Source organism: Aestuariivirga sp. (assembly GCF_020252405.1).
In the GTDB taxonomy this organism is placed as follows: domain Bacteria; phylum Pseudomonadota; class Alphaproteobacteria; order Rhizobiales; family Aestuariivirgaceae; genus Aestuariivirga.
Genome location: NZ_JADCDA010000053.1, coordinates 1 through 25,970, shown reverse-complemented (window position 1 = coordinate 25,970; position 25,970 = coordinate 1). Strand labels below are relative to the sequence as shown.

24 protein-coding genes are annotated in these 25,970 nt (G+C 65.8%); 10 read left to right on the top strand and 14 right to left on the bottom strand.

The window, feature by feature from the left end; translation table 11 throughout:
• Nucleotides 1-311: 311 nt before the first annotated feature.
• Entirely contained in the window at nt 312-1,874 is a 1,563-nt protein-coding gene (locus IOC69_RS08925; protein ID WP_290543196.1) for a trimethylamine methyltransferase family protein, read from the bottom strand.
• Between the two features lie 3 nt (nt 1,875-1,877).
• Nucleotides 1,878-2,804: a LysR substrate-binding domain-containing protein gene (locus tag IOC69_RS08920; RefSeq protein ID WP_290543195.1), complete on the bottom strand. Its 927-nt coding sequence runs from the start codon at nt 2,802-2,804 to the stop codon at nt 1,878-1,880.
• A gap of 182 nt (nt 2,805-2,986) precedes the next feature.
• On the opposite strand from IOC69_RS08920, the gene IOC69_RS08915 reads away from it, so the two are divergent.
• From IOC69_RS08915 to IOC69_RS08900, 4 genes are read left to right on the top strand one after another with little or no spacing between them, the layout of a single operon-like run.
• Nucleotides 2,987-4,564: a trimethylamine methyltransferase family protein gene (locus tag IOC69_RS08915; RefSeq protein WP_290543194.1), complete on the top strand. Its 1,578-nt coding sequence runs from the start codon at nt 2,987-2,989 to the stop codon at nt 4,562-4,564.
• 51 nt (nt 4,565-4,615) lie between these two features.
• Entirely contained in the window at nt 4,616-5,275 is a 660-nt protein-coding gene (locus IOC69_RS08910; RefSeq protein ID WP_290543193.1) for a ferredoxin, read from the top strand.
• A gap of 7 nt (nt 5,276-5,282) precedes the next feature.
• Nucleotides 5,283-6,191 carry a homocysteine S-methyltransferase family protein gene (locus tag IOC69_RS08905; protein ID WP_290543192.1) on the top strand — a complete coding sequence of 303 codons (909 nt, stop codon included), beginning with the start codon at nt 5,283-5,285 and terminating at the stop codon, nt 6,189-6,191.
• Nucleotides 6,188-6,571 (top strand): GFA family protein, encoded by a 384-nt coding sequence (locus tag IOC69_RS08900; protein ID WP_290543191.1) that lies wholly within the window; start codon nt 6,188-6,190, stop codon nt 6,569-6,571. Before IOC69_RS08905 ends, IOC69_RS08900 begins: the two co-directional genes overlap by 4 nt.
• Nucleotides 6,572-6,583: 12 nt before the next feature.
• Here the strand turns inward: IOC69_RS08900 and IOC69_RS08895 are convergent, their stop codons facing one another.
• Both IOC69_RS08895 and IOC69_RS08890 read right to left on the bottom strand, forming a co-directional pair.
• On the bottom strand, nt 6,584-7,219 hold the full coding sequence (locus IOC69_RS08895) for a DUF1638 domain-containing protein (protein WP_290543190.1): 636 nt from the start codon (nt 7,217-7,219) through the stop codon (nt 6,584-6,586).
• A 24-nt stretch (nt 7,220-7,243) separates the two neighbouring features.
• Nucleotides 7,244-7,945 carry a B12-binding domain-containing protein gene (locus IOC69_RS08890; protein ID WP_290543189.1) on the bottom strand — a complete coding sequence of 234 codons (702 nt, stop codon included), beginning with the start codon at nt 7,943-7,945 and terminating at the stop codon, nt 7,244-7,246.
• Between the two features lie 159 nt (nt 7,946-8,104).
• Between IOC69_RS08890 and IOC69_RS08885 the strand changes: the two genes are divergently transcribed.
• Nucleotides 8,105-9,349, top strand: coding sequence for a cysteine desulfurase-like protein (locus IOC69_RS08885; RefSeq protein WP_290543188.1), 1,245 nt, complete (start codon nt 8,105-8,107; stop codon nt 9,347-9,349).
• Nucleotides 9,350-9,352: 3 nt separating this feature from the next.
• Nucleotides 9,353-10,282 (top strand): Gfo/Idh/MocA family oxidoreductase, encoded by a 930-nt coding sequence (locus IOC69_RS08880; protein WP_290543187.1) that lies wholly within the window; start codon nt 9,353-9,355, stop codon nt 10,280-10,282.
• Here IOC69_RS08880 and IOC69_RS08875 read toward each other — a convergent pair.
• The 5 genes from IOC69_RS08875 to IOC69_RS08855 all read right to left on the bottom strand — a co-directional run bounded on the left by IOC69_RS08875 (nt 10,242) and on the right by IOC69_RS08855 (nt 17,447).
• Nucleotides 10,242-11,732 (bottom strand): AAA family ATPase, encoded by a 1,491-nt coding sequence (locus IOC69_RS08875; protein ID WP_290543186.1) that lies wholly within the window; start codon nt 11,730-11,732, stop codon nt 10,242-10,244. The genes IOC69_RS08880 and IOC69_RS08875 overlap by 41 nt on opposite strands.
• Before the next feature lie 44 nt (nt 11,733-11,776).
• Nucleotides 11,777-12,793, bottom strand: a complete 1,017-nt coding sequence (gene bmt, locus IOC69_RS08870) for a betaine--homocysteine S-methyltransferase (protein WP_290543185.1) — start codon at nt 12,791-12,793, stop codon at nt 11,777-11,779.
• 120 nt (nt 12,794-12,913) lie between these two features.
• On the bottom strand, nt 12,914-13,843 hold the full coding sequence (locus tag IOC69_RS08865; protein WP_290543184.1) for a DmsC/YnfH family molybdoenzyme membrane anchor subunit: 930 nt from the start codon (nt 13,841-13,843) through the stop codon (nt 12,914-12,916).
• 2 nt (nt 13,844-13,845) lie between these two features.
• Entirely contained in the window at nt 13,846-14,643 is a 798-nt protein-coding gene (locus IOC69_RS08860) for a 4Fe-4S dicluster domain-containing protein (RefSeq protein WP_290543183.1), read from the bottom strand.
• Complete coding sequence (locus IOC69_RS08855; protein ID WP_290543182.1) at nt 14,640-17,447, bottom strand: molybdopterin oxidoreductase family protein; 2,808 nt, start codon at nt 17,445-17,447, stop codon at nt 14,640-14,642. Before IOC69_RS08855 ends, IOC69_RS08860 begins: the two co-directional genes overlap by 4 nt.
• Nucleotides 17,448-17,539: 92 nt before the next feature.
• Here IOC69_RS08855 and IOC69_RS08850 point away from each other — a divergent pair, with 92 nt between their 5' ends.
• Both IOC69_RS08850 and IOC69_RS08845 read left to right on the top strand, forming a co-directional pair.
• Nucleotides 17,540-19,003: a PLP-dependent aminotransferase family protein gene (locus tag IOC69_RS08850; RefSeq protein WP_290543181.1), complete on the top strand. Its 1,464-nt coding sequence runs from the start codon at nt 17,540-17,542 to the stop codon at nt 19,001-19,003.
• A gap of 3 nt (nt 19,004-19,006) precedes the next feature.
• Nucleotides 19,007-19,942, top strand: a complete 936-nt coding sequence (locus IOC69_RS08845; RefSeq protein ID WP_290543180.1) for a DMT family transporter — start codon at nt 19,007-19,009, stop codon at nt 19,940-19,942.
• Nucleotides 19,943-20,102: 160 nt separating this feature from the next.
• On the opposite strand, the gene IOC69_RS08840 is transcribed toward IOC69_RS08845, so the two are convergent.
• Both IOC69_RS08840 and IOC69_RS08835 read right to left on the bottom strand, forming a co-directional pair.
• On the bottom strand, nt 20,103-20,855 hold the full coding sequence (locus IOC69_RS08840) for a hypothetical protein (RefSeq protein WP_290543179.1): 753 nt from the start codon (nt 20,853-20,855) through the stop codon (nt 20,103-20,105).
• 6 nt (nt 20,856-20,861) lie between these two features.
• Nucleotides 20,862-21,329, bottom strand: a complete 468-nt coding sequence (locus IOC69_RS08835) for an Lrp/AsnC family transcriptional regulator (RefSeq protein ID WP_290543178.1) — start codon at nt 21,327-21,329, stop codon at nt 20,862-20,864.
• A 121-nt stretch (nt 21,330-21,450) separates the two neighbouring features.
• Here IOC69_RS08835 and ald point away from each other — a divergent pair, with 121 nt between their 5' ends.
• On the top strand, nt 21,451-22,566 hold the full coding sequence (gene ald, locus IOC69_RS08830) for an alanine dehydrogenase (RefSeq protein ID WP_290543177.1): 1,116 nt from the start codon (nt 21,451-21,453) through the stop codon (nt 22,564-22,566).
• Nucleotides 22,567-22,696: 130 nt separating this feature from the next.
• Here the strand turns inward: ald and rpmF are convergent, their stop codons facing one another.
• Together rpmF and mtgA are read right to left on the bottom strand one after the other, a co-directional pair.
• Nucleotides 22,697-22,882 (bottom strand): 50S ribosomal protein L32, encoded by a 186-nt coding sequence (gene rpmF, locus IOC69_RS08825; protein ID WP_290543176.1) that lies wholly within the window; start codon nt 22,880-22,882, stop codon nt 22,697-22,699.
• Nucleotides 22,883-22,948: 66 nt separating this feature from the next.
• Complete coding sequence (gene mtgA / locus IOC69_RS08820; protein ID WP_290543175.1) at nt 22,949-23,764, bottom strand: monofunctional biosynthetic peptidoglycan transglycosylase; 816 nt, start codon at nt 23,762-23,764, stop codon at nt 22,949-22,951.
• A gap of 39 nt (nt 23,765-23,803) precedes the next feature.
• Here mtgA and IOC69_RS08815 point away from each other — a divergent pair, with 39 nt between their 5' ends.
• The gene (locus IOC69_RS08815; RefSeq protein ID WP_290543174.1) at nt 23,804-24,682 is read left to right on the top strand and encodes a polyprenyl synthetase family protein; all 879 of its coding nucleotides are present in this window, start codon (nt 23,804-23,806) and stop codon (nt 24,680-24,682) included.
• 251 nt (nt 24,683-24,933) lie between these two features.
• On the opposite strand, the gene IOC69_RS08810 is transcribed toward IOC69_RS08815, so the two are convergent.
• Nucleotides 24,934-25,710 carry a succinate dehydrogenase iron-sulfur subunit gene (locus tag IOC69_RS08810; protein ID WP_290543173.1) on the bottom strand — a complete coding sequence of 259 codons (777 nt, stop codon included), beginning with the start codon at nt 25,708-25,710 and terminating at the stop codon, nt 24,934-24,936.
• Nucleotides 25,711-25,970 lie beyond the last annotated feature (260 nt).

Below are 25,970 nucleotides of genomic sequence, written 5' to 3'. Positions count from 1 at the left end.
TGGCGCGGCTTGTCTTTCCGCCACCTGTCAAACGCGCCTTCGTGTTCAGTTGGTCACTCTGGCGGCGCGTTCACCAAGCCCATGCCGCCGAGGCCCACTACCGCGCAAGACTCACCACGCAGACGCAACTGTAGTACTAGAACTCGGCTTTTTCCGCCCTTCCGCCACGCGGCGGGGCAAGAAGGCATACAACTGTTCCCGCGCCCCCCGCTCCCGAAGCGGTCGAGTTCCGCCGCCGTCAGTCTCACCTTCAGCGCCCCGCCGATGATGGCGGCGGTGGCCCGCGCCGCCGATGACGATGACGCGCGGCATCAGAAGTCAGTCGGCGCTCCGCCTTCCGCCTTGCGCTTCGCGACGAAGGCATTGAGCTCGTCGCGGATCGCGGGATCGATGGCGGGTTCCTGATAGTCCGCGAGGGCCTGCTTCCACACGGCGTTGGCCTTCTGCCAGGCTTCTGGCTTGCCGGCGGCCAGCCACTGCTGGTTGTTTCGCCAATCGGAGATGATGGGCGAATAGAACGCATTGGTGTAGCGCTGCAGCGTGTGCCGGGCGCCGAAGAAGTGACCGCCCGGGCCCACCTCGCGGATCGCCTCGACACCCAGCGCATCCTCGGTCGTTTCCAGCGGCTGCATGAACTCGCCCACCATCTGGATCAGGTCGCAGTCGAGCACGAATTTCTCGAAGCTGGCGACGAGGCCGCCTTCCAGCCAGCCCGCGCCATGCATGATCAGGTTGCCGCCGCCCATGGCGAGGCCCCACAGCGAGAACACGCTCTCATAGGCCGCCTGCGCATCCACCGCGTTGGCCGCGCAGGTGTTCGACGTGCGGAACGGCGCGTTGTAGCGCCGGGCCAGCTGGCCGCCGACGATGGTGGCCTTCATGTATTCGGGCGTGCCGAAGGCGGGCGCGCCCGACTTCATATCGACGTTGGAGGTGAAGCCGCCATAGATCACAGGGGCGCCCCTGCGCACCAGCTGGGTGAATGCGATGCCGGCAAGCGCCTCGGCATTCTGCTCCACCAGTGCGCCCGCCACCGTCACCGGCGCCATGGCGCCCGCCAGCGTGAAGGGGGTGACGCAGACGATCTGGTTCCTCGACGACATTTCGAGGATGCCGTTCAGCATCGGCGTGTCGAGCTTCAGCGGCGAGTTGGTGTTGATGATGGTGAAGAGCGAGGGCTCGCGCTCCAGCTGCTCATGGCTGATGCCGCGGCCGATGCGGGCGATCTCGATGCCGTCGCGGATGCGCTCGGCCCCCAGCGAATAGGCATGGAAGGGCTTGTCGGTGAGCAACACCATGTCGCGCAGCGCCTCGAGGTGGCGGATCGAGGCGTGGATGTCGATCGGCTCCACCGGATAGCCCGAAAGAAAGTCGATGCAGTTGAAATACTGGCCCAGCTTCAGGAAGTTCCTGAAGTCCTGGTAATTGCCGGTGCGGCGGCCGCCATCGATGTCGGAGGCGTTGGGCGGGCTCGCCACCGTGCCGAAGGCGATATTGGCGCCGCCGATGCGCAGGTCATTGTCCGGGTTGCGGGCATGGAAGGTGAATTCGGACGGGACCGTGGAGATCAGCTCCTCGATCATCGCCGGGTCGAAGCGCACGCGCTCGCCCTCGACCTTTGCCCCCGCCTTCCTGAGCATGTCGCGCGCCTGCGGCAGGGTGAAGTCCATGCCGATCTCGGAGAGCACTTTCAGCGAGGCGCGGTGGATCGATTCGAGTTCATCCGCCGAGACGATCTCCATCGCCGGGAACAGGCGCTTCAGCTTGCGGCGCGGCAGCTGCGGCACAAGGTTGCGCCCGCCGCCACCCGTGGCGCGGCGGCCTCCACCTTCTCTGCGGCCGCGGCGGACCGCGCCGGATTCTGTATCTGTCACGGCTTATTTTCCTTTTTCGCGATAGGCGTCGAGTGCTGGGTCGGCGGCGATCTGCCTCGCCAGCCAGTCCTCGAAGCGCCTGATCTTGGGTTTCATGCGGTGCTCGGCGCTGCAGGCGAAGAGCCAGTTATGCCGGTGCTGCACCTTCAGCGCAAAGGGCTGCACAAGGCGGCCCGCCCTGATCTCCTCGGTGGCGAAGGGGCCGATGGTCATGGCGATGCCGCGGCCCTCGATCGCCGCCTCCTGAGCGAGAATGTAACTGTCGAAGGCGAGGCGGTCCGAGAGCTTGATGCCTTCGACACCGGCTTCCTCCAGCCACAGGCGCCAGTCCTCCTCCGCCGTGTAGACATAGAGCAGCTTGTGGTTCTTCAGGTCTTGCGGAGTCTTCAATGCATTGGGGCCCTTCAGCAGCTCCGGCGCGCAGACCGGCGTCAGCAGCGAGTTGAACAGCGTGCGGTAGTAATGATCGGGCGAACGGTTGCGGGCCAGGATCAGGCCGGCGTCCACGTTCCGTTCGTCGAAGTCCCAGTCGAAATAGGAGGTGGAGAGCCGCACCTTCATGTCGGGGAAGCGTTTCTCGAAGTCATGCAGCCTGGAGATCAGCCACTTCAGCGCCACCGTGGCATAGACCTGCACGGTCAGTTCATTGTCCGCCGCCGGGGGCTTCAGCGCCCGGGTCTGGGCCTCGACCATGTCGAAGGCATCGCGCACCGGCGGAAAATAGGTATGGCCCGCCTGGGTGAGCTCGGCCCGGCGTGCGTCGCGGCGGAACAGCTGCACGCCAAGCCGCTGCTCCAGCGATTTCACCTGGTGGCTGACGGCGGAGCGGGTGATGCCCAGTTCGCCCGCGGCAAGGCGGAAACTGCCCAGCCGGGCAGCCGCCTCGAAGGCCGTCAGGGCGCGTAGGGGGGGCAGGTCGCGTCTGGCCAAGTTTCCTCACCACTGGTCCGAAGCTACCCTATAACACTCTTGAAATCAGGGCGTTAAGGGGCGGACTGTCGAAAACCCGCTCCTCTATGGTGAAAAAAACTGTCCACTACCGGAAAAAGATAGGCCATTGAATCGCCACGGCGAAACAGTGGATATAGGGCGATACCCAGGAGGCTCAATCCATGAGTGCTGTCGAAGACCTGTCCCGCCGCCGTGGCGGCCGCGAAGCCCGCCGCGCGCTGCGCTCGCGCCCCATCCCCATGGCCGAGGCCGCCGTGCGCCCCGGCATGGTGGGTGGCCAGTACAAGCCGCTGACCGACCATGACATGCGGCGCATCCACCAGACGGCGCTGAAGCTGCTCGAAACCGTCGGCCTCGCCCAGGCCATTCCCAGCTGCGTCGACGCCATGACGGCGCGCGGCTGCTGGCTCAATGCGCAAGGCCGCCTGTGCATTCCCGCAAGCCTCGTCGAGGACACGCTCGCATCCTGTGCGCGCAACTTCGTGCTGCATGCGCGCGACCCGAAGCATGACATGGAGCCCTCGGGCAACCGCGTCTATTTCGGCACCGCCGGCGCCGCCGTCCACATCGTGGAGCCCGAGACCCGGAGCTACCGCGAATCGCTGCTTGTCGATCTCTATGACGCCGGGCGCATCGTGGACATTTGCGAGCACATCCACTTCTACCAGCGCCCGGTCACCGCGCGCGACATGATCACCGGCCACGACCTCGACATCAACACCATGTATGCCTGCCTCGCGGGCACGGAGAAGCATGTCGGCACCTCGATGGTCGATCCGGCGCATGTGGACGAATGCCTGCAGATTCTCCACGTGCTGGCGGGCGGCGAGGACAAGTGGCGCGAGCGGCCCTTCGTGTCGCAGTCCAACTGCTTCGTGGTGCCGCCGATGAAATTCGCCGAGGACGCCTGCCGCTGTCTTGAGGCGGCCGCGCGCGGCGGCATGCCGGTGCTGCTGCTTTCGGCCGCCCAGGCGGGCGCCACCTCGCCCGCGGCGCTTGCGGGCACGGTCGTCCAGGCGGTGGCGGAATGCCTTGCCGGCCTCGTCTACATCAACTGCGCGGTGCCCGGCGCCATCGCGATCTGGGGTCCATGGCCCTTCGTGTCGGATCTCCGCACGGGTGCGATGTCAGGCGGTTCGGGCGAGCAGGCGCTCATCACCTCGGGCTGCGCCCAGATGGGGCACTTCTACGATCTCACCGTTGGCTCCGCCGCCGGCATGTGCGACTCGAAGCTGCCCGACATGCAGGCGGGCTACGAGAAGGGCGTCACCGCCGGCATATCGGCCATGACCGGCATCAATATGCTTTACGAGTCGGCCGGCATGCACGCCTCGCTGCTGGGCTTCTGCCTCGAGAGCCTGCTGATCGACAATGACATGCTGGGTTCCATCAACCGCAATGTCCGCGGCATCGAGGTGAACGAGGACACGCTGTCCCTCGACGTCATCTCCCAGGTCTGCGTCGAAGGCCCCGGCCACTATCTCGGCAATGAGCAGACGCTGGCGCTGATGCAGAAGGACTATGTTTATCCGTCCATCTCCAACCGCATGAGCCCCAAGGAGTGGAACGAGGCCGGCAAGCCCGACATCGTCGAGCGCGCGGCTGCAAGGAAGCGCGAGATCCTCTCAACCCATTACCCCGAATACATACCGCGCCACATCGACGAGCAGATCCGCGCCAGGCACGACATCAAGCTGCCGCGCAGCGTGATGGAGCCGGGCGACCCGCGCTGGGCGTAAGCCCTGCCGCCCGACAGGCCGGATGAGGGCCTCTCTCCCGCGGGTCACATCATGGAACACCCCATCCTCACCGCCATCCGCCGCGCGGGCTTCACCCCGCTCGGCTGGTTTGAGCCGAGGCCCGAGGACAAGGCCCCGAACGGCGCCCGTTTCGTCATCCTCATCGGCAATGCCGGGCCGGACATGTTCCGCCGCTTTGCCCGCGAGCGGAACCCCGGACGCGACACCTTGGATGCCTGGACGCGTGGCGCGGTGACCGATCTGGCCCGGAGCATCGATGCCCGCGCCGTCTACCCCTTCGACATGGACCCGCCCTGGCCCTTCCTCAGCTGGGCGCGGCGCGGCGGTGCGGGCCACATCTCGCCGCTGGGCCTCAACATCCATCCGAGCTACGGCCTGTGGCACGCCTATCGCGCCGCCCTGCTTTTCCCCGTGGCCTTCGACCTGCCGATCCAGCAGCCCGGTCCGCACCCTTGCGAGGCCTGCGCGGCGAGGCCCTGCCTCTCCGCATGCCCGGTTTCCGCCTTCGACGGGGCGCGCTATGACGTTCCCGCCTGCACCGCCCACATCGCGGCCGACGCCGGAACGGATTGCATGACGCGCGGGTGTCTTGCGCGCCATGCCTGCCCCGTGGGACAAGGCTTCGCCTATGCCCCGGCACAGGCGCAATTCCACATGCGGGCCTTCCTCAGGACCCGCCAGGAGTCCTGACGAAACCATGTATCAGCTGATCCGCGCCAGGCTCGCCAAGGGCGACACCATCATCCTCGATGGCGGCACCGGCACCGACATCCAGCGCCGCGGCGTGCCGATGAGCTCATCGACCTGGTGCGCGGAAGCCAACATGTCCCACCCGGAGGTGGTGCGCGAGGTTCATGCCGGCTACATCAAGGCCGGGGCGGATATCGTCATCGCCAACACCTTCGCCACCTCGGCCCTGCTCTTCAATGCGCTCGGCCGCGACGACGAGTTGCTTGCGATCGACCGCGCCGCCGTCGCCATCGCCAGGGATGCCGCAAGAAACCATCCCGTCGCCGTCGCCGGCTCCATGTCCACCATGCGCCCCGTGGTGGCGGGCAGCGACCGCACCTCGAAGCAGCAGGAATGGCCCGAGGAAAAGGCCCGCGCGCTGTTCAGGCGCAAGGCGGACAATCTCGCGGCCGCCGGCGTTGACCTCATCATGATGGAGATGATGCGCGACACCGATTACTCCGTCTGGGCAACGCAAGCCGCGCAGGCCACGGGCCTGCCCGTCTGGATCGGCATTTCGGTGGAACGCCACGGCGGCAAGCTCACCGGGTTCGGCCGCGAGGACCAGGATTTCGGCGCGGTGGCCCGCGTGCTCTCCGCGCTGAAGCCCGATGCCATCAGCATCATGCACTCTTCGCCCAACGACACGGACGAGGCCATCGACATCCTGCGCGGGTATTGGAAAGGCCCCATGGGCGCCTACCCCGAGAGCGGCTATTTCAGGATGCCGGACTGGACCTTCGTCGACATCATCCCGCCGGACGAGCTGGTCAAACGCGCCAAGGCCTGGAAGCTGAAGGGGGTCTCGGCCTTTGGCGGCTGCTGCGGCCTCGGCCCCGATCACATCATTGCCCTCCACAAGGCTTTCCGGCCATGAAAACCGGATCCTGCCTCTGCGGCGCGGTCAGCTTCGAAATCCATGGACCCCTGCGCCCGGTTATCGCCTGCCATTGCATCCAGTGCCGCAAGCAGACGGGCAACTACATGTCCGCCACCGCCTGCGCCGACAGCGAGCTGAAATTCACGCAAGCGGACGGCCTCAAGTGGTTTCGCGCCAGCGGCATCGCCCGGCGCGGCTTTTGCAAGGACTGCGGCTCGGTGCTGTTCTGGAAGCGGGACGGCAGCACCGACACCTCGATCTGCGCCGGGGCCATCGACGGCCCGACGGACACCTGGCTCGAAGGCCACATTTTTTGCGAAACTGCGGGCGATTACTACGTCATCACCGGCGGCGCTTACCGCAAGGATCAGTGGTAGGACTCCCGGAGTTCACGCCCGCGCCTTCAGGTCGCGCTCCAGTTCGCCATAGCCCGTGTAGCGATATTCGTAGGCGAGACCCAGCTTCTTCGCCGCCGCCATGGCCTTCCTGGCCAGCTCCTCGTTGCGCGTCTGCGCCAGAAACACGATCCTGGTGTAGTTGCCGAAATAGAGCGGCAGCAGTTCCGGGTGCCGGTCCATGCCGAGGCCCTCCCAGATCAGCTTGTCGAAATGCCGCGCCAGATAGTCGGTGAGGAAGAAGGCTGTCACGTCCTCCTCCGCTGTCCTCGCGAAAACCTCCTGGCCGGAGAAGAAGGCATAGCAGTGCGGGCCTTCGAGGCGCTCGATCCCCTCCTCCGCCAGCAGCGTGTCGATGCCGCCTCCCGTGCCGCAGTCGCCGTAGAGCACGAAGATCGACTGGTAGCGGGGCCTGGCCTCAAGAATCCTTTCGCGCAGGGCAGGGACGATCTTGTCGGGCGTGTTGTGCCACTTGGCCGGCAGGCACTGGAGATCGAAACCCGTCCAGCGGTTGCGCTCGATCAGGTCGACGATCTCGCGCCCCAGGGCGCCGCAGGCCAGAAGAAGAACCTTCCCCCGGCCCGGCTTGAACTCATACTCGTCAGAAGGCTTGAGATTGACCAGAGTCATGCCGGCCCCCCGGCTGCGGTGAGATCAGTTCGCGGCCAGCTGGTTATGCTTGCGCGCCATGAAGCTCTTGGCGGTCTCGACCGCCACCGCCGCGTCGCGGCAATAGGCGTCGGCGCCGATGGCCTTGGCGAAGTCCTCGTTCAGCGGCGCGCCGCCGACGAGCACCACATAATCGTCGCGCATGCCTTTTTCCTTCATGGTATCGATCACGACCTTCATGTAGGGCATCGTGGTGGTGAGCAGCGCCGACATGCCGAGGATGTCCGGCTTGTGGGTCTCGATCGCTTCCAGATACTTCTCGACCGGGTTGTTGATGCCGAGATCGATCACTTCGAAGCCCGCGCCTTCCATCATCATGCCGACGAGGTTCTTGCCGATGTCGTGGATGTCGCCCTTGACGGTGCCGATCACCATCTTGCCCTGGCGCGGAGCGCCCGTGGCGATGAGCAGCGGGCGCAGGATGGTCATGCCGGCCTTCATCGAGTTGGCGGCGAGCAGCACTTCCGGCACGAACAGTATGCCATCGCGGAAGTCGACGCCGACGATGCGCATGCCTTCAACGAGGGCCTCGGTCAGCACCTTGTAGGGTGCCCAGCCGCGACCGAGCAGGATGTGAACCGCCGCCTCGACCTCTTCCTTCAGGCCGTCATAGAGGTCGTCATGGACCTGCTGGACCAGCTCCTCGTCATTGAGGGAGTTCAGGTCAAGTTCGCCATCATCGCTCATCGGGTTGCTCCGGAGGAAATTCTTGAGATATCAAGATAGCCGCGGGCGCGTTGCGGCTTTCGCCAGCAGGCGACCTCCCCATGCCGGAAAGCGACGGTTGAGGCAAGCGGAAAGCCCGGTTAAGAGGTCCTTCTCCTTGATAGAACCCGGATTTTCCTCATGAGCGCCGCCCCCGACATCGCCGCCATCCGCGCCCAGTTCCCCGCCCTTGCCCTCAAGGACCAAGGCCGCGACCGGGTCTATTTCGACAACCCGGCGGGAACCCAGGTGCCGCGGCAGGTCATCGACCGGACCGTGGACTGCCTCGTCAACCGCAATGCCAATCTGGGCGGTTACTTCAAGACCACCGTCGAGGCCGGGGAACTCGTCGATCTCGCGCACCAGGCCTGCGCCGACTTCTACAATGCGCGCAGCATGAACGAGATCGTCTTTGGCCAGAACATGACGAGCCTCACCCTTAATATGTCGCGCTGCCTCGGCAGGGAGCTGAAGCGTGGCGACGAGATTGTGCTGTCGCGCATGGACCATGACGCCAATGTCGCCCCCTGGCTGCTGCTCGCCGATGACTTGGGCCTTGTGGTGCGCTGGATCGACTTCGACACCGAGACCTATGAATTCCCCGAGGACGCCCTGACCAAGGTGCTGAGCGGCAGGACCAAGCTCCTCGCCATGGGCATGGCGTCGAACTGCACCGGCACGGTGAATGACACGAAGCGCTTCGCGGCGGAAGCCAGGACGGCTGGCGCCATCGTCTATCTCGATGCCGTGCAATATGCCCCGCACTATGCCATCGACGTTCGGGAACTCGGCGCCGATTTCGTCGTGTCCTCCGCCTACAAATGGTTTGGCCCGCATCAGGGAATTCTCTGGGGACGGGAAGAACTCCTGAGGCAGACCTTCGGCTACAAGGTTCGCCCCGCCGGAGAGGATCCGCCGCATAAGTTCGAAACCGGCACGCTCTCCCACGAAGGCATGGCCGGCACGCTGGGCGCCATCGAATATCTGGAGCAGTTCGGCGCCGGCGACACGCGGGCAAAACGCATCGCCTCCGCCTGGAACAGGCTCGCCCACTATGAACACAAGATCACGCTGCGCCTGATCGAGGGGCTCGGGAGTTTCAAGGGCCTCACCATCCGCGGCATCACCTCGGCCAATGCCATGCACCGCCGGGTGCCCACCGTATCCTTCACGCTCGACGGCCATCACCCGCAAAACCTCGCCAGGGCCTTCGCCAGGGACAACATCTTCGTCTGGTCCGGCCACAATTACGCGATCGAGCCCGTGGGCCGCATGGGCCTGATGGACAAGGGTGGCGTGCTGCGCGTCGGCCTCGCGCATTACAACACGGAAGCCGAGGTTGACGCCCTCCTTTCTTCCCTCTCCCGCCAGATCAGGAGCGCTTGAACCATGGCCTTCAAACTCGCCGTCATCGGCCTCGGCAAGATCGCCCGGGACCAGCATCTTCCCGTCGCCGCCAGGAACAGGGACTTCGATCTCGCCGCCGTTGTCTCCTCGCGCGGGGGCTATGGCGAAGCGCCGCATTTCAAGACGGCGGGAGAGCTGTTTTGCAGCGGCATCAAGCTCGATGCCGTCTCGCTCTGCATGCCGCCCGGGCCGCGCTTCGCCATCGCGCGTGATGCGCTCGACGCCGGGCTCCACGTGCTGATGGAAAAACCGCCAACGCCCACGATGGGCGAACTCGATGCGATCGCCGCGCATGCCGGGGCGAGGAAGCGCATCCTCTTCACCACCTGGCATTCGCAGTATAACAAGGCGGTGGACGAGGCGCGGCGCCTGCTCAAGGGAAAGCGCGTCACCCGCCTGCATGTCAGCTGGAAAGAAGACGTGCGCCACTGGCACCCGGGCCAGGACTGGATCTGGGAGCCGGGCGGCTTCGGCGTCTTCGATCCCGGCATCAACGCCTTCTCGATCATCACCAAAATCCTGCCGCAGCCGGTCTTCGTGAAGTCCGCCATGCTGGAAACGCCGCGCAACAAGGCCACGCCGGTCGCCGCGCAGATCACCTTCAGGCCGTCATGGGATGGCGAGGCTGAACTGACCGCCGATCTCGACTGGCGGCAGACCGGCGAGCAAAGCTGGAACATCGACGTCGAGACCGCCGATGGCCTCAGGCTGGCGCTGCGCCGCGGCGGCACGGAGCTCCACATCGGCGGCAAGCTCGAGGTGCAGGCTCCACCCGAGGAATACGAGGGCATCTACGTTCACTTCGCGCAACTGCTGCGCGAGGGCCGCAGCCACGTCGACGGCGCCCCCCTGCAGCTCGTCTCCGACTGCTTCATGCTGGGCCGTCGAACCGATACGGAACCGTTCCTCTGATCCGCGCAAGCGTCTCAGGCAGCGTTCCGCCCGCATCCACCCTCGGCCAATCCATGCGGCCGAGGTCATAGCGCAGCTGGGTCTCGATCACGCCCGGCGTCGCGTCGGAGGCATCGCCGCTGCGCGCGGCGACCCGCGCGGCAAGAACATCCGTCGGCGCTTCGAGCCACACACCCGCGAAATGCGCGCGCGTCCGCCGCGCCAGTTCCGCCGCGGCCCGGCGCTCGTCAGGCCGCGCAAAGACGGCATCGAGCAGCACGGAATGCCCCGCCGCCAGCGCTTTCTCCGCCCGCGCCAGGCAGGCCGCATAGACCTCGGAGGAGGCTTGCCGGGAATAGCTCTCAACCGGCAGCCGCGCGGTCTCAGGCACGCCCGCCAGAACCTTGCGCTCCACGTCGCTGCGCACATGGATTGCCCCCGGCACCGCTCCCAGAAACGGCGCCAGCGCCGCGGCCGCCGCCGACTTGCCGGCGCCCGACAGTCCGCCAATGCACAGCAGTTTCGGCGGCGGAACCTTCAGATACTTCACGCAGGAGCGGAACCAGTCCAGCGCCTGGCCCCGGCTCCTCATCGAATTCTTCAGCGCCAGCTCATGCGCCAGGTCTGCCGTCACCAGCGCGCGCACGCCGGCACGGGTCGACAGGAACAGCGGCAACAGCGAAAGCCCCGAAAGGTCCTCCTCCTTCCGCCGCAGATGGAGATAGCGGTTGAGCACGATATTGGCAGTCGGCTTCTCGCCGCTGCTCCACAGGTCCATCAGCAGGAAGGCCAAATCGTAAAGCACGTCGATGGTGGCGATCTTCTCGCTGAACTCGATGGCGTCGAACAGCCGTGGCTCGCCGTCCTCGAGGAAGATGTTGCCGCAATGAACATCGCCATGACAGCGCCGCACCAGCCCGCGCCCGCTCCGGTCGGACAGAAGCTGCCGGTCAGAGCGCAGAGCGGCTTCGCAGAGCGCGTGGAACTCCAGCGTATCGGCGGGGCGGAAGATATCGGGGGAATCGATGAAGGCTCTGGAGAGCTGCGCGCCAAGGCCTGTCATGATGTCCGAACCCCTCGCATCGCTGCGCGGCGCTCGGTCATGCGATGCGGCCACCATCGCCGCCAGCCTGGCCGACAGCGCGGCATCGATCCCGCCATGTGCCATCCGCCACGCCAGCAGGTCATGCGCGGGGAAGCGGCGCATCACCAGCACCGGCTCGGCCAAAACCTCATCGACCGCGAGGTAAAGTCCGGGCGTGAACAGCCGGTTGATCTCAAGCTCGGCGGCCAGGGCGGCGCGCCGCTTATCGGGACTCGAGAAATCGAGATAGGGCAGCCGCACGTCCTTCTTGATCTTGAAGGCCCGCTCGCCAACCAGAAACACATGCGCGGCATGCGTCTCCACATGCTCCACCGGCTGGCCGGGCAGGCCCCAGGTCTCGCCCTTGAGGAAGGCAGGAGTGAACATGGCCCGACAGTGCCGCGCCATGGATCAGACGTCATTGACGGACGTCAATTCCCCCGGCGGCGCTCGCGGCGGGCGGCTCCCGCGGCGGCGGCGTCGTGGCCCTTGGCGAGTTCGGAGACCGGGCCCAGCTTCGCCTCGATCAGCTCCACCGTCGGGCGGGCACCCTTGCTGTAGCTTTCGAGCGACTTGCGCATGGCGGCAAGGTGCTCCGGGCTCGTTCCGCAGCAGCCGCCGATGATCCTGGCTCCGGCGTCGAGCGCGATGCGGGCATATTCCGCCATCAGCTCCGGCGTGCCGGTGTAATGGATATGGCCGTCGACATATTGCGGGATGCCGCAATTGCCCTTGGCGACCACCGCCGCGTCGGGCCGCGCCTCCGAGATGCCGAGCACCGTCGCCACCAGTTCGGAGGCACCCACGCCGCAGTTGGCGCCGATGGCGACGGGCTGCGCGGCGAGCGCCGCGGTGATGGCGCCGAAGGCCTTGGGCGTGATGCCCATCATGGTGCGGCCATTGGTGTCGAAGCTCATGGTGGTGACGATGGGAAGGCCGGCCTCCGACGCGCCCCCGACGGCGGCGCGGAGTTCCTCTTCCGACGACATGGTCTCGATCCACAGCACGTCAACGCCCCCCTCCTTGAGGGCCAGCGCCTGCTCGGCGAAGGCCTTCACGGCCTCGTCATGCGACATGGCGCCGACGGGTTCCATGATCTCGCCGGTGGGGCCGATGGAACCGCCCACATAGACCGGACGGCCCGCGGCATCGGCCTCGGCGCGGGCATTCTTCGCGGCGGCAATATTGATCTCGCGCACCTGATCCTGCGCGTTGTGGAGCTTCAGGCGGTGGCGGTTGCCGCCGAAGGAGTTGGTGAGCACGATGTCCGCCCCCGCTTCGATGAACTGGCGGTGCAGCGTGCGCACCCGCTCAGGATGCTCGAAGTTCCACATTTCCGGGGCATCGCCCGAGACGAGGCCCATTTGGAAGTAGTTGGTTCCGGTGGCGCCATCGGCCAGCAGCCAGGGACGCGTGGCGAGCGCTTCGGTGAAGGACGGGCGGGTCATGGATGCCTCCGGGACAGACGATATAAAGACTTCTTTATATCGTGGTCCCTCAGATTGCAAATAGCGAAGTGGCTCATTGGCGGATCAGCGCATCCCGCGACAAAGAGGCCCACATCGGCATCAGGCGGCCTCGGCGCCGTAGAACAGCGTCGAGACATGCTGGGCCTCGGCGAAGAACAGCCAGCGCTGCACCACGGCGGCGAAGATTGCGAGGGCCGCGGACGGAAGGGCGGCGAGGGGAACGACAAGCCCCGCCAGCATCAGCAGGATCGCCAGCACCAGGGCAATGACCACGAGCCGCCGCAGCCTCGCGGCGTGCCTGCGGGCGACGGCATAGCCCATCTCCGTCTGCACATAATTGGCGGCGGTGTGCGGCGCCTCCCACTGGCTGACGCGCCCGATGCGGCCGAGGCCGGTGGCCTGCTCTATCGTAAGGTCAAGCGGCGCCGCGTCGATGCTGCGCCAGTAGCCCAGCTGGACGGCCAGCGCGATCACCAGCCAAGCGCTTGCGAAATAGACGAGGAAGGCCGGGAAATTGCCGAAGACCGCGGTGATCGCCGCGAGAATCGCCGCGCCCGTCGCCAGCGCGAAGGCGAGATAGACCCACACCGTCCAGGGATTGTGCCAGGCGCGGATGGTTTTCAGTGTTGCGTAGATCTTGCCCGTCGACATGACCGTGAGCAGCGCAAGCGCGCCGGTGATCACCGCGAGTGGCTTGATGAGCTCAGGGGCCGGGTAGAGACCGGACCACACCACGCCGAAAAGCACTGCGGGCACGTAAGTCACCACCGCCAGCACCCCCTCGCGCGACAGCCACGAGGAGCGCCACTGCGAGAAGGCGCGCCAGGCGCGTTCCGGATGGCCGAGATGCAAAGTCGATGACAAGAGCCCGATGGTGATGAGGCCGAGCGCGATGACCATGGAGGCGAGCCCGAAGAGGAGCGTCGAGGCTTCGCCATGGCTGAGCCCCACGAGGCACAACAGTGCGAGCAGCCCATAGCCCGCACCCGAGGCCGTCGTGAACAGGATGACGGAATAGGCGGGATGCATGCTCAGCCTTCAAGCTTTCCGGAATGGTCGATGTCATTGGCGCGTGCGGATGCCTGCCTGGGGGAGAGAATCTTGTCCGCCCACTGGAACAGCCGGTCGAAGGCGGAGCCATCGGGTTTCGGCAGGGCTTCCGCCCGCGAGGTGGCCCCATCGCGCCGGGCGCGCGGCGGAAGGTATTTGTTGACGGGCCTGTAACCCATCTCGGGCAGCAGGTCATAGCCGCCGCGCCCGGCCACCAGCTGCGACACCCCGGAGGAAGGATCGCCGAGATCGCCGAAGTGCCGCGCCCCCGTCGGGCAGGCCTTGACACAGGCGGGAAGACGGTCCTCCTCCTCGAGATTTTCATTGTAGATGCGGTCGACGCAGAGCGTGCACTTCTTCATCACGCCGTGGCTCTGGTCATATTCGCGCGCGCCGTAGGGACAGGCCCAGGAGCACAGCTTGCAGCCGATGCAGGTTTCGGGGTTCACCAGCACGATGCCGTCCTCCGCGCGCTTGTAGCTCGCACCCGTCGGGCAGACGGTGACGCAGGCCGGTTCCTCGCAATGGAGACAGGAGCGCGGGAAGTGGACGATGCGCGACTGCGCCTGGCCCGCTTCCCGCACCTCATAGCCATGCACGCGGTTGAGCCAGACGCCGGTGGCCTCGGCACCCTGCGTGTGCTCGTCGGTGAGCGGGGCGGAATAGCCCTGCGCATTCCACTCCTTGCAGGATGTGGCGCAGGCCTGGCAGCCGACGCAGGTGTCGAGGTCGATGACGAGGCCGAGCTTTTTTGCGGAGGGCGGAGGAAGAGACGTCATGGGGCCCCCGCAAGCGGCTTCAGCGTGGCGAATTGCGGCTCGCTCAGCTGGCCCTGATCGTCCGCCCTCTCGACGCGCACGCGCAGATCGTACCAGGCGGCCTGGCCGGTGATGGGGTCGCTGTTCGAATAGCGGTAGCCGCCCCCGCGCTCCGGCAGGAGTTCGGAGATGAGGTGGTTGAGCAGGAACCCTTTCCTGGCTTCGCCGGCACCGGGGTCCAGCCCCCATGTGCCGGAGCGCTTGCCGATCGCGTTCCACGTCCACACGGTCTCCGGGTTCACGCCATCCATCAGCCTCGCCTGCGCCTTGATCTTCCCGTGATGCGAGGTGACGCTGACCCAGTCACCATCCGCGATGTAGAGTTTCGCGGCCGTCTGGCGCGCCATGTAGAGCCAGTTGCGGCCGAGGATCTGGCGGAGCCAGGCGTTCTGCGAGCCCCAGGCGTGATACATGGCCATCGGCCGCTGGGTGACGGCATGCATGGGAAACCCGGCTTCCGGCGCCATTTCGCCCTCGAAGGGCGGATACCAGAAGGGGATGGGATCGAAATGGCCGGCAATGCGCTGGCGATGCTGCGCGGGCGCAACAACCTTGCCGTGGCCCTGGGCAGCAAGCCGGAACTTCTGCAGGGGCTCGCAATAGAGCTGGTGGATCACCGGCTCCGGCTTGCCGATGAAGCCGAAGAAGGTGGCCCAGTCGAGATAGGCCCAGTTCACATGGCGGAAATATTTCATGTGATCGGGCAGTTCGTAAAACCAGTGGCAGCCATTGTCGATGTAGTGCCGCAGCTGTTCCGGGTTCGGCGCGCCCCTGCCCTGCGCACGGCCATTGGGACCGCGGAAACCGGCCAGCGGACCGATACCCGGCGCGCGCTCGTGGTTGACGATGTAATCCGCATAGCCGCCGGGATAGCGCGGCGAGCCGTCCGTGCGCGTCATGCCGGGAAGGCCAAGCCGCGCGCCGAGGTCGAGCAGAACCGTCTGGAACGGGCGAACGTCGCGGTCCGGTTCGACCACCGGCTGGCGGATCGAGTCGGCGGGGCCATCGGCTTCCGAAATCGGGCGGTCAAGGAGCGATATGCAGTCCCAGCGCTCGAGATAAGTGGTGTCCGGCAGCACCAGGTCGGCGTAATGCACCATCTCGGAGGCATAGGCGTCGGAGTAGATGATCCTGGGGATGGTGTAGCTGCCGTCCGGCTCCTTCTGCGTGAGGTGGCGGATGGTGTCCGGCACGTTCATCGCCGAGTTCCAGCTCATGTTGGCCATATACAAGAACAACACGTCAATGCCGTAAGGGTCCTTCTTCGCGGCATTGGTGATGACCATGTGCATCATGCCATGGGCGGCGAGCGGCGCGTCCCAGCTATAGGCCTTGTCAAGGCGCTGCGGCGCGCCCTGCGCATCGACGAGCAGGTCTTCCGGCGCGGTGACGAAGCCGAGCGGCGGGCCGGGCAGCGGCGTGTTGGGCTTCACCTGGCCGGGCTTTCCCGCCGGCTTCACGCCGGGCGGCGCGGGCTTGGGGAACGGCGCCTTGTAGCGGAAGCCGCCCGGCACATCGATCGTGCCCAGCAGGATCTGGAGGAGGTGAATGGCGCGGCAGGTCTGGAAGCCGTTGGCGTGGGCCGAGATGCCGCGCATCGCATGCATGGAAACGGGGCGGCCCACCATCTTCTCGTGATACCGGCCAAGATGGTCCGTCCACGGAACATCGAGCGCGATCTCCTCCTCGAAGGCGGTGCGGGCCAGTTCGGCGGCGATGCGCCTGATCGTCCCGGCCGGAACGCCGCAGCGCTCCGCCACCCTGTCCGGCGCCCATCCGGCATCGAGGAAACGTTCGGCGATCAGCGTGAAGGCGGTGACGGCGCGGCGGCCGTCGGGCAGCTTGAAGCGCCCCATCAGCTTCGGCGCGGCATCCGGCGACAGGGCCGGCATCGGCGAATTCGAGTGGCTGTCCCACACCAGCGCCGAGCCTTGCGGCGTGCGGGCGAACAGGCCGTCATCCGCGCCGCCCGGGTTCTCGACGATCAGCCACGGCGAATTGGTGTAGCGCAGCACATAGTCGCCATCGATCTTCTGGGCGCCGAGCAGCTCGTGGATCAGCGCGCCGACGAACAATCCGTCGGTGCCGGGGCGGATGCCGATCCATTCATCCGCAATGGCCGAATAGCCGGTGCGGATGGGGTTGATCGAAACGATCTTGGCGCCGCGCGCCTTGAGCTGGCCCAGGCCCTTCTTGATCGGGTTGGAGCCATGGTCCTCGGCGACACCGAAGAGCAGGAAATATTTGGTGTGCTTCCAGTCCGGTTCGCCGAACTCCCAGAAGGCGCCGCCGAAGGTATAAAGCCCGGCCGCCGCCATATTGACCGAGCAGAAGCCGCCGTGTGCGGCATAGTTGGGCGTGCCGAACTGGGTGGCCCACCAGCCGGTGAGGCCCTGGCTCTGGTCACGGCCGGTGAAGAAGGCGAGCTTCCTCGGGTCCGTGGCGCGCACGCCGGAAAGCCACTGGGTGGCCAGCCCCAGGGCTTCGTCCCACTCGATTTCCCTGAACTCGCCGGAGCCGCGCTCGCCGGTCCGCAACAGCGGTTTCGACAATCGCGCCGGGGAATAGTGCTGCATGATGCCGGCAGCACCCTTGCCGCAGATCACGCCCTTGTTGACCGGATGCTCCGGGTTGCCATCGATATAGGTGACGCGCCCGTCCTTCAGTTGCACCCGGATGCCGCAGCGGCAGGCGCACATGTAGCAGGTGGTGGTTTTCACCTCGTCCCAGGTCTTTGGCGAGGTGTTCACGGAGGGCTGGGTCATGCGGGTCCGGTCAAGTGGGTCCAATCTTTTCTACTCTACCGGCTCCCTTGGCCCTATGATAGGTCCAGAAGGACCGTTCACAGGTACCAAGATTGCGCGACTGGCTCGTCCATATCCGGCGGAACGAACATGGAAGCCTCCAGACCCAGATCCGCGAGGCGCTGGTCTCGGCCATCCTTGACGGGCAGCTGGCCCGGGATGAGCCGATCCCCTCCACCCGCAAGATGGCGAAGAGCCTGGGCGTTTCAAGGAATACCGTGGTCCTGGCCTATCAGGGCCTGCTTGACGATGGCTACCTGATGGCCAGGGAGCGCTCCGGCTATTACGTCTCCGAAAAGGCTCTGGAGAGCGGCTCCGCCCCCAGGCAGCCGCTCAAGCAGGCAGCGCCCGGCACAGGCATTGACTGGGCGGGCCGCCTCACCATGCAACCGGCGGCGCAGGAGAATGTGTCGAAGCCGCTTGACTGGCAATCCTACCCCTACCCCTTCATCTATGGGCAGGTGGACCATACGCTGTTCCCGCTCGCCGAATGGCGGGACTGCGCCAGGCAGGCGCTGGGCAGGAAGTGGCTCGGTTCCTGGACCAACGACACCTGGGCCAATGACGACCCGTTGCTGGTGGAACAGATCCGCCGCCGCATCCTGCCGCGCCGCGGCATCATGGCCAATGACGACGAAATCCTCGTGACGCTCGGCGCGCAGAACGCGCTTTACCTGCTCACCACGCTGCTGGTGGGGCCTGACACACGGGTCGGCATGGAAGAGCCTGGTTATCCGGACGTGCGCAACATCTTCAGCCTGCGCACGGCCAATGTGGCGCTGCTTCCGGTGGACGAAAAGGGCCTCGTTGCCTCCGAAGCCTTCGACGGGTGCCGCCTGGTCTTCGCCACGCCCAGCCATCAGTTCCCCACCACCGTGACCATGCCGCTCGAACGCCGCCTGGAACTGCTGAAGCGCGCGGCGAAGCATGACGTGGTGATCATCGAGGATGATTACGAGTTCGAGACCAATTACGTGAACGAGCCCTGCCCCGCGCTCAAGTCGCTCGATGACGATGGCCGGGTGATCTATGTGGGATCGCTGTCGAAGACGCTGTTCCCGGGCCTGAGACTGGGCTTCCTCGTGGCGCCGAAGAACATCGTGGCGGAGGCGCGCGCGCTCAGGCGCCTGATGGTGCGGCATGCGCCCAACAACAACCAGCGCACGGCGGCGCTGTTCCTGTCGCTCGGCCACCATGACACGCTGATCCGCCGCCTGCACCGCGCCTACCGCGCGCGCTGGGAAATCATGGGCGATGCGCTGAGGCGGCACCTGCCGGATGCGAGCCGCGTGCCGAGCTTCGGCGGCACCAGCTTCTGGGTGAAGGGACCGCCGGGGCTGGACAGTGACGAGCTGGGAAGAAAGGCCGCCGCCGGCGGCGTGCTGATCGAGCCGGGGCGCATTACCTTCGGGGCGGCCGGGGCACCGCTCAATTTCTATCGCCTTGCCTTCTCCTCCATCGCCGAGCAGAAGATCGAACCGGGCATCCGCGTCCTGTCGGACCTCGTGCGGGGCTGACGCATGAAGCTTGCAACCGACAACCGGGCGATGGCGATGGCCTGCGTGCTGGCGGGCGTGGGCCTCGCCTCGGCGCAGGATGCGGTGGTCAAATACATGTCGTCAGGCTACCCGGCCTACGAGACGCTGCTCTTCCGCTGCGTGGGCTCGCTGCCGGTCATCGCCTTCGTGCTGTGGCGGCAAGGCCGCGGCTGGTCGATCGCCACGCCGCTGTGGCCAAGGGTCTGCCTGCGCGGGGTGATCCTGGCGGCGGCCTATCTCTGCTTCGTGCTGGCCATTGCGGCGATCCCGATCGCCAATGCGGTGGCGATCTATTTCACCATGCCGTTCTTCGTGGCGGGGCTGGCGGGGCCCCTGCTGCATGAGCGGGTGCGGCTGCACCGCTGGCTGGCGATTGTCGCGGGCTTCATCGGCGTGCTCATCATGGTGCGGCCGGGAGCGGGCGTCTTCGAGCCCGCCTCGCTGCTCGCACTCGGGTCCGCCCTGGGCTATGCCGTGGGCCAGATGCTGGGGCGTCCCCTTTCGCAGCGCGTGCAGCCGATCGTGATCGTGGCTTGGCAGAACTTCATCTATGCCGGCATGGCGCTGGCGATCGGCATCCTGTTCAACAGCTTCGATTTCGGCCACTTCACGCATCCGAGCCTCGTGTTCCTGTCACGGCCGCCGGTGTGGCCTTCGGCCTTCGACGCCACGCTGCTGTTCGGCCATGGCCTCTTCGCGGGCGCCGCGATGATTCTGTTCATCAATGCCTACCGGCTGGCGGAAACGAACTTCGTGGCGCCTTTCGAGTATTCGGCAATGATCTGGGCGGTGGTCTACGGCATCGTGCTGTTCGGGGATTTCCCCGATTTCCACACCTGGCTCGGCGCGGGCATCGTCATCGCCGCGGGCATCCTGATGATCCTGCGCGACCGGGCGCTGGACCGGTCAATGGCGTAGCGCATTTTCAGGTCAAGTGGACGCCGGTTGACCGTCGAAAATGCGACCAAACAAAGAGATAGCGCATGAACTTGTCGCAAAACCGGTTCCACTTTTGCGGATCATGCTCTCTGGCGCATGATCTTGTCGCAAAACCGGTTCCACTTTTGCGGATCATGCTTCAGAGGCCGAAGCGCTTCCACAGGCGGTCCGCAAGCGAGTTGTGCGGGAAGGGCATTTCGGCATCGACGCCGCGCCGCGTCCAGATTGTCGCGTACATGTGCATGAAGGGCGATGGCGGCGGGTCGCGTTCCTCAAGGAAATAGCCGGGCACGTTCCACCACGCGACGGGGTCGACGGCCTCCGGCGGCAGGATGTCGATCCCGAGATCCGGGTGGCGCAGCATGAGGCCGGAGAGCATGTGCGGCCCGACATTTTCCCAGTTGCGCTCTTCCGGGTTCAGCGCCGCGACGCGGTCGAGCGCCATGTGCCAGAGATCGCCGCGGCGCGGGCTCGGGTTGGCCATGAAGCAGTTGGTCACCTGGGTGAGGCTCTCGCCCGTGGCGGTGGGTTCCGCATGGCGGAAGGGGCGGCGCTTCCCGGAGGCGACGAGGGGGCGCGCCTCGATCCGCGGATCCGCCTCAAGCGCCACCACGTCGAGATCGGCCCAGATGCCGCCCTGTTCGGCCAGCACGCGATAGCGGAACAGGCTGGTGAGATAGGCCAGGTTCGCGGCGTCGCGCCCGGGCTTGGGCAGCAGCGTTGCAGCATCCCGCACCCCGGCGAAGTGAGCGCGCAGGTGATCGGGGTCATAGCTCCACAGCGTCACGCGATAGCCCTGCGCCAGGAAGCTGGCGAGGCTCAGGCGGGCGAGGCGGGAGAGTTCGCCGGAGACCCAGAGCATGTGGACGGGAAGCTGCTTCAGACTGGCCATCAGACCTCAGATCGCATAGCCCGCCCAGCCCTTCACCGTGCGCAGCGCAAGCGAGGACTGGATGCGCTGCACGCCGGGAAGGCGCGAAATCCGCGAGCGGTGGATGCGCTCATAATCGCTTGCGTCGGCGGCGGCAACGCGGAGGAGATAGTCGAACTGGCCGCTCATCAAATGGCATTCGAGAATCTCCGGCACGCGCTGCACCGCCTTCTCGAACTTCTCGAAGGCCTCCTCCGTCTGGGCGGAGAGCGAGACCTCGACGAAGAACTCGTTGGCCAGACCCAGCGCCGCGCGGTCGAGTTTCGCTGTGTAGCCCCGGATGACGCCCGCCTCCTCGAGGAGCTTCACCCGGCGGTGGCAGGAGGATGGGGAAAGCCCCGCCTTCTGCGCCAGATCGGCGACCGGGCGCTGCGCGTTCTTCTGCAGTTCGGACAGGATGATCTTGTCCGTCTTGTCGAGTTCATGGGATTTCATTCGAATTTTCTAGCATAATGTCGAATTGGATTTCAACACCGCGCTGCTTGGGCGGCCTCTTCGGAAAATCATTCCAAGGCGGATTTGCTAGGCTCCGAGCATCATCTAGGGAGGACATTCAATGCTCATCGGCGTTCCGAAAGAGATCAAGAATCACGAATACCGCGTGGGCATGACGCCCACCTCGGTGAAGGAAGCCGTGCGCCACGGCCACGAGGTGTGGGTGCAGGCCAATGCCGGCGCGGGGATAGGCGCCACGGATGCGGACTACACCGCCGCCGGCGCCAGGATCATCGCCACGGCGGCGGAGATCTTCGCCAGGGCCGAGATGATCGTGAAGGTGAAGGAGCCGCAGGCTGTCGAGCGCCAGATGCTGCGTCCCGGCCAGGTCCTCTACACCTACCTCCACCTCGCTCCCGATCCGGAGCAGACCAGGGACCTCGTGGCCTCGGGCGCCGTCTGCATCGCCTACGAGACCGTCACCTCGCCGCGCGGCGGTCTGCCGCTGCTGGCCCCGATGAGCCAGGTCGCCGGCCGCATGTCGGTGCAGTCCGGCGCGCACTGCCTCGAGAAGGCTCAGGGAGGCCGTGGCGTGCTGCTGGGCGGCGTCCCCGGCGTGGCGCCGGCGAAGGTCGTAATCCTCGGCGGCGGCGTGGTCGGCGCCAATGCCGCCGTCGTGGCGCTGGGCATGGGCGCTGACGTGACCATCCTCGAGAAGAACGTCGACCGCATGGAAGAACTCGTCGCCCGCTTCGGCACGACGATCAAGACGGTCTATTCCACGCAGGGCGCGGTGGAAGACGAGTGCGCCGCGGCCGACCTCGTGATCGGCGGCGTGCTGATCCCCGGCGCGGCGGCCCCCAAGCTCGTGACCAAGGCGATGCTCAAGGACTGGAAGCCCGGCTCGGTGCTGGTCGACGTCGCCATCGACCAGGGCGGCTGCGCGGAAACCTCCAGGGCCACCACCCATGCGGAGCCCACCTATGTGGTCGACAACGTCATCCACTATTGCGTTGCCAACATGCCGGGCGGCGTTGCCCGCACCTCCACCTTCGCGCTCAACAACGTGACGCTGCCCTTCGCGCTGGCCATCGCCAACAAGGGCTGGAAGAAGGCCCTGCTCGACGATGCGCACCTCCGGAACGGCCTGAACGTGGCCGACGGCAAGGTGACCTACAAGGCGGTGGCCGACGACTTGGGCTATGCCCATGTCCCGGCGGAGACGCTGCTGGCCTGAGCCGGGCTGCATGATTGGCGCATGTTTCTTTCAGGCGATTCCGCTTGTACGGAACATGCGCAAAGCGGAGTCCCCAAACGCAAAAAGCCAGCCCGAGGGCTGGCCCAACGCGCCGACAGTGAATGCAAAGTCAGACTTCCGACTTCACCGTCAGGACCTGGCGGCCCTTGTAGAGGCCGGTCTTCAGGTCGATGTGGTGGGGGCGGCGGAGCTCGCCGGACTTCTTGTCCTCGACCCAGGTCACGGTCTGCTCCTGGTGACCCGAGCGGCGCATGCCGATGCGGCTCCTGGACATTTTCTTGCGTGGAACGGCCATATCAAGCTCCATAGGGGGCGCGGGGAACGGCCCATGCCCGTCATTTGGACGCGCTCATAACCCAGTCTAGCGGGCAAGGCAAGTCAGATAGGGGCCCATTCCGGTCATGCGGATGAGAATCCGGTTGGCCACCGCCCTCACACCCTTGGACGGCTTGCCGGCATTGCGCCTGAGCGGGTTCGGCAGCACCGCCGCCAGCAGGGCTGCCTCCTTTTTCGTGAGTTTTTTCGCAGGCTTACGGAAGTGGTGCCGGGCGGCGGCCTCGGCCCCATAGACGCCGGGCGCCCATTCCACGATATTGAGGTACACCTCGATGGTGCGGCGCTTGGACCAGATGAGGTCGATCCACATGGCGAGCGGGATCTCGATCAGCTTGCGGATGGCCAGCCGCCCGTCCCACAGGAACAGGTTCTTGGCGGTCTGCATGGCAATCGTCGAGGCGCCGCGGGTGGGGGCCTCGCCATCGTCCATGGCGTCGTCGATGACGCCCTGAAGCTCGATCCAGTCGACGCCATTGTGCTCGCAGAAGCGGGCATCCTCGGAGGAAATGACGGCGCGGGCGAGCCAGGGCGACATATCGTCGAGGCTCACCCATTGCTTGTCGATGCCATTGCCCGAGAGGGCGCGCAGGATCATGATGTTGGTGATGGGCGGCGGCACCACAGCATAAATGAGCGTCCCGACGATGGGCCAGGCCACGAGGAAGGCCAGGACATAGAGGCCCCAGCGCAGGAATGGGTTTTTCGGCAGGCGGCTTTTCAGGGCGCGGCGCATGGGCGGGGCTGGCTCCGGGTCCGGCTCCTCCGACGGCGCGGCCTCCGCCGCCACGTGGTGGAGCGGTTCGCGCGTGAGGACGGCAACTGGTTGAGTTTCCCCGGACATGACCCTAATCAGAAGCGGCCTTAGCACAGGATTTTCGCCTTGTCCTTCCAGGAAGCCCTCGCCCGCTGCGCCGCCGAAACCGATGATCTGCTGAACCGGCTGCTGCCCGTTGACGCCTTCCCCGCCCCGCGGGTGACGGGGGCGATGCGCTATGCGGCACTGGGCCAGGGCAAGCGGCTGCGGCCTTTCCTGGTGGTCGAATCCGCCACCCTGTTCGGCGTGCCGCGGGAGCGCGCGCTCCGGACCGGCGCCGCGCTCGAATGCGTGCATTGCTATTCGCTGGTGCATGACGACCTGCCCGCCATGGATGACGACGACCTGCGCCGCGGCAGGCCGACGACGCACAAGGCCTTTGACGAGGCGACCGCCATCCTGGCGGGCGATGCGCTGCTGACCTATGCCTTCGAGGTCCTGGCGGACGAAGCGACGCACCCCGATGCAGCCGTGCGCGCCACGCTGGTCGCCAAGCTCGCCAGGGCCGCCGGTGCCGCGGGCATGGTGGGCGGGCAGATGCTGGACATCGAGGCGGAGACGCAGAACGCCTCGGACCTCGCGCATATCGGGCTGATCCAGTCGCTGAAGACGGGGGCGCTGTTTCGTTATGCCTGCGAGGCGGGGGCCGTTCTCGGGCAGGCAGACCCAGCGCCGCTCATCCGCTATGCGCAGAAGATCGGGCTGGCCTTCCAGATCGCCGATGACATTCTCGACGTCGAATCGACGCCGGAAGCTCTGGGCAAGGCGACGCAGAAGGACAAGGCCATGGGCAAGGCCACCTTCGTGGACCTGCTCGGCATGGCGGAAGCCAGACGCCGCGCGGCGGCGCTGGCGGACGAGGCGGTGGAGACTGTATCGGTCTATGGCGAAAAGGCGCGCGTGCTGGGCGAGGCGGCGCGGTTCATTGTCGAGCGGCGGAAGTAGGTCGCATACCGGCGTCGTCCGGCCAGCGCGTTGTGTTCCGCGGAATTGTGACGGATCTCAGGAGCCGCTTTGTATCCGGCGCGCCGAGTTGGGAGTTGTCGCCGTGTGTGACGAATGTGGCGATAAAGATGTCTCGCAGCCGGTGGGATCGGAATGACGGCTTCCGCGCGGCGGCGGTTGGCGCGTTCGGCGAGGCCGTTGATCGGTGGCCTGAAGGGCTTCGCGAGGACGCGGGTGACGCCGGTGAGGGTTTAAACTGTTCTCTCCACCATCATCTTCTTGATCTCCGCGATCGCCCTGGCCGGGGAGAGCCCCTTCGGGCAGGTCTTGGCGCAGTTCATGATGGTGTGGCAGCGATAGAGGCGGAACGGGTCTTCCAGATTGTCCAACCGCCCGCCCGTGCCCTCGTCGCGCGAATCGATGAGCCAGCGATAGGCCTGCAGCAGTGCCGCCGGCCCCAGATAGCGGTCGCCGTTCCACCAGTAGGAGGGGCACGACGTTGAGCAGCAGGCGCAAAGGATGCACTCATAGAGGCCGTCGAGTTTCTTGCGGTCTTCCGGATATTGCTTCCACTCCGTCCGCGGCTCGGGCGACTGAGTGATCAGCCAGGGCTCGATCGAGCGATGCTGGGCATAAAAACGCGTGAGGTCCGGAACCAGGTCCTTGATCACCGGCATATGCGGCAGGGGATAAATCTTCACGTCGCCCCTCACCTCGTCGCAGGACTTGAGGCAGGCAAGCGTGTTGGAGCCGTCGATGTTCATGGCGCAGGAGCCGCAGATGCCCTCCCGGCACGAGCGCCGGAAGGTCAGCGTCGGGTCCTGCTCGTTCTTGATCTTGATCAGCGCGTCCAGCACCATCGGGCCGCACTTGTCCATGTCAACCGTATAGGTATCGATATGGGGGTTCTGCCCGTCGTCGGGGTTCCAACGGTAGACCTTGAAGTCCTTGAGCCGCTTGCCCTGAGGCTTCGGCCAGGTCTTGCCCTGTTGGACTTTCGAGTTCCTGGGAAGTGTGAATTCGGCCATGTGTGTTTCCAGCTCAGTTCAATTATCGAAGGATGCCGCCCGCGGCCCCCCACCCCGCCCCACAAGCGGGAAGGGAAACCACCGGGAAAAATCTGTCCTCATGAGTCCCCCTCCCCCTTGTGGGTGTACAGACCGGAGACAAGGGTAACACCTGTTCGGGGACATGGGTAACACATTTGCCTGACTTTCAGGGAGGTGGGCGATGCCATGGGGAGCTATGTCGGTGATGGAGTTGAGGCGTGAGTTTTGCGCGTTGGCGA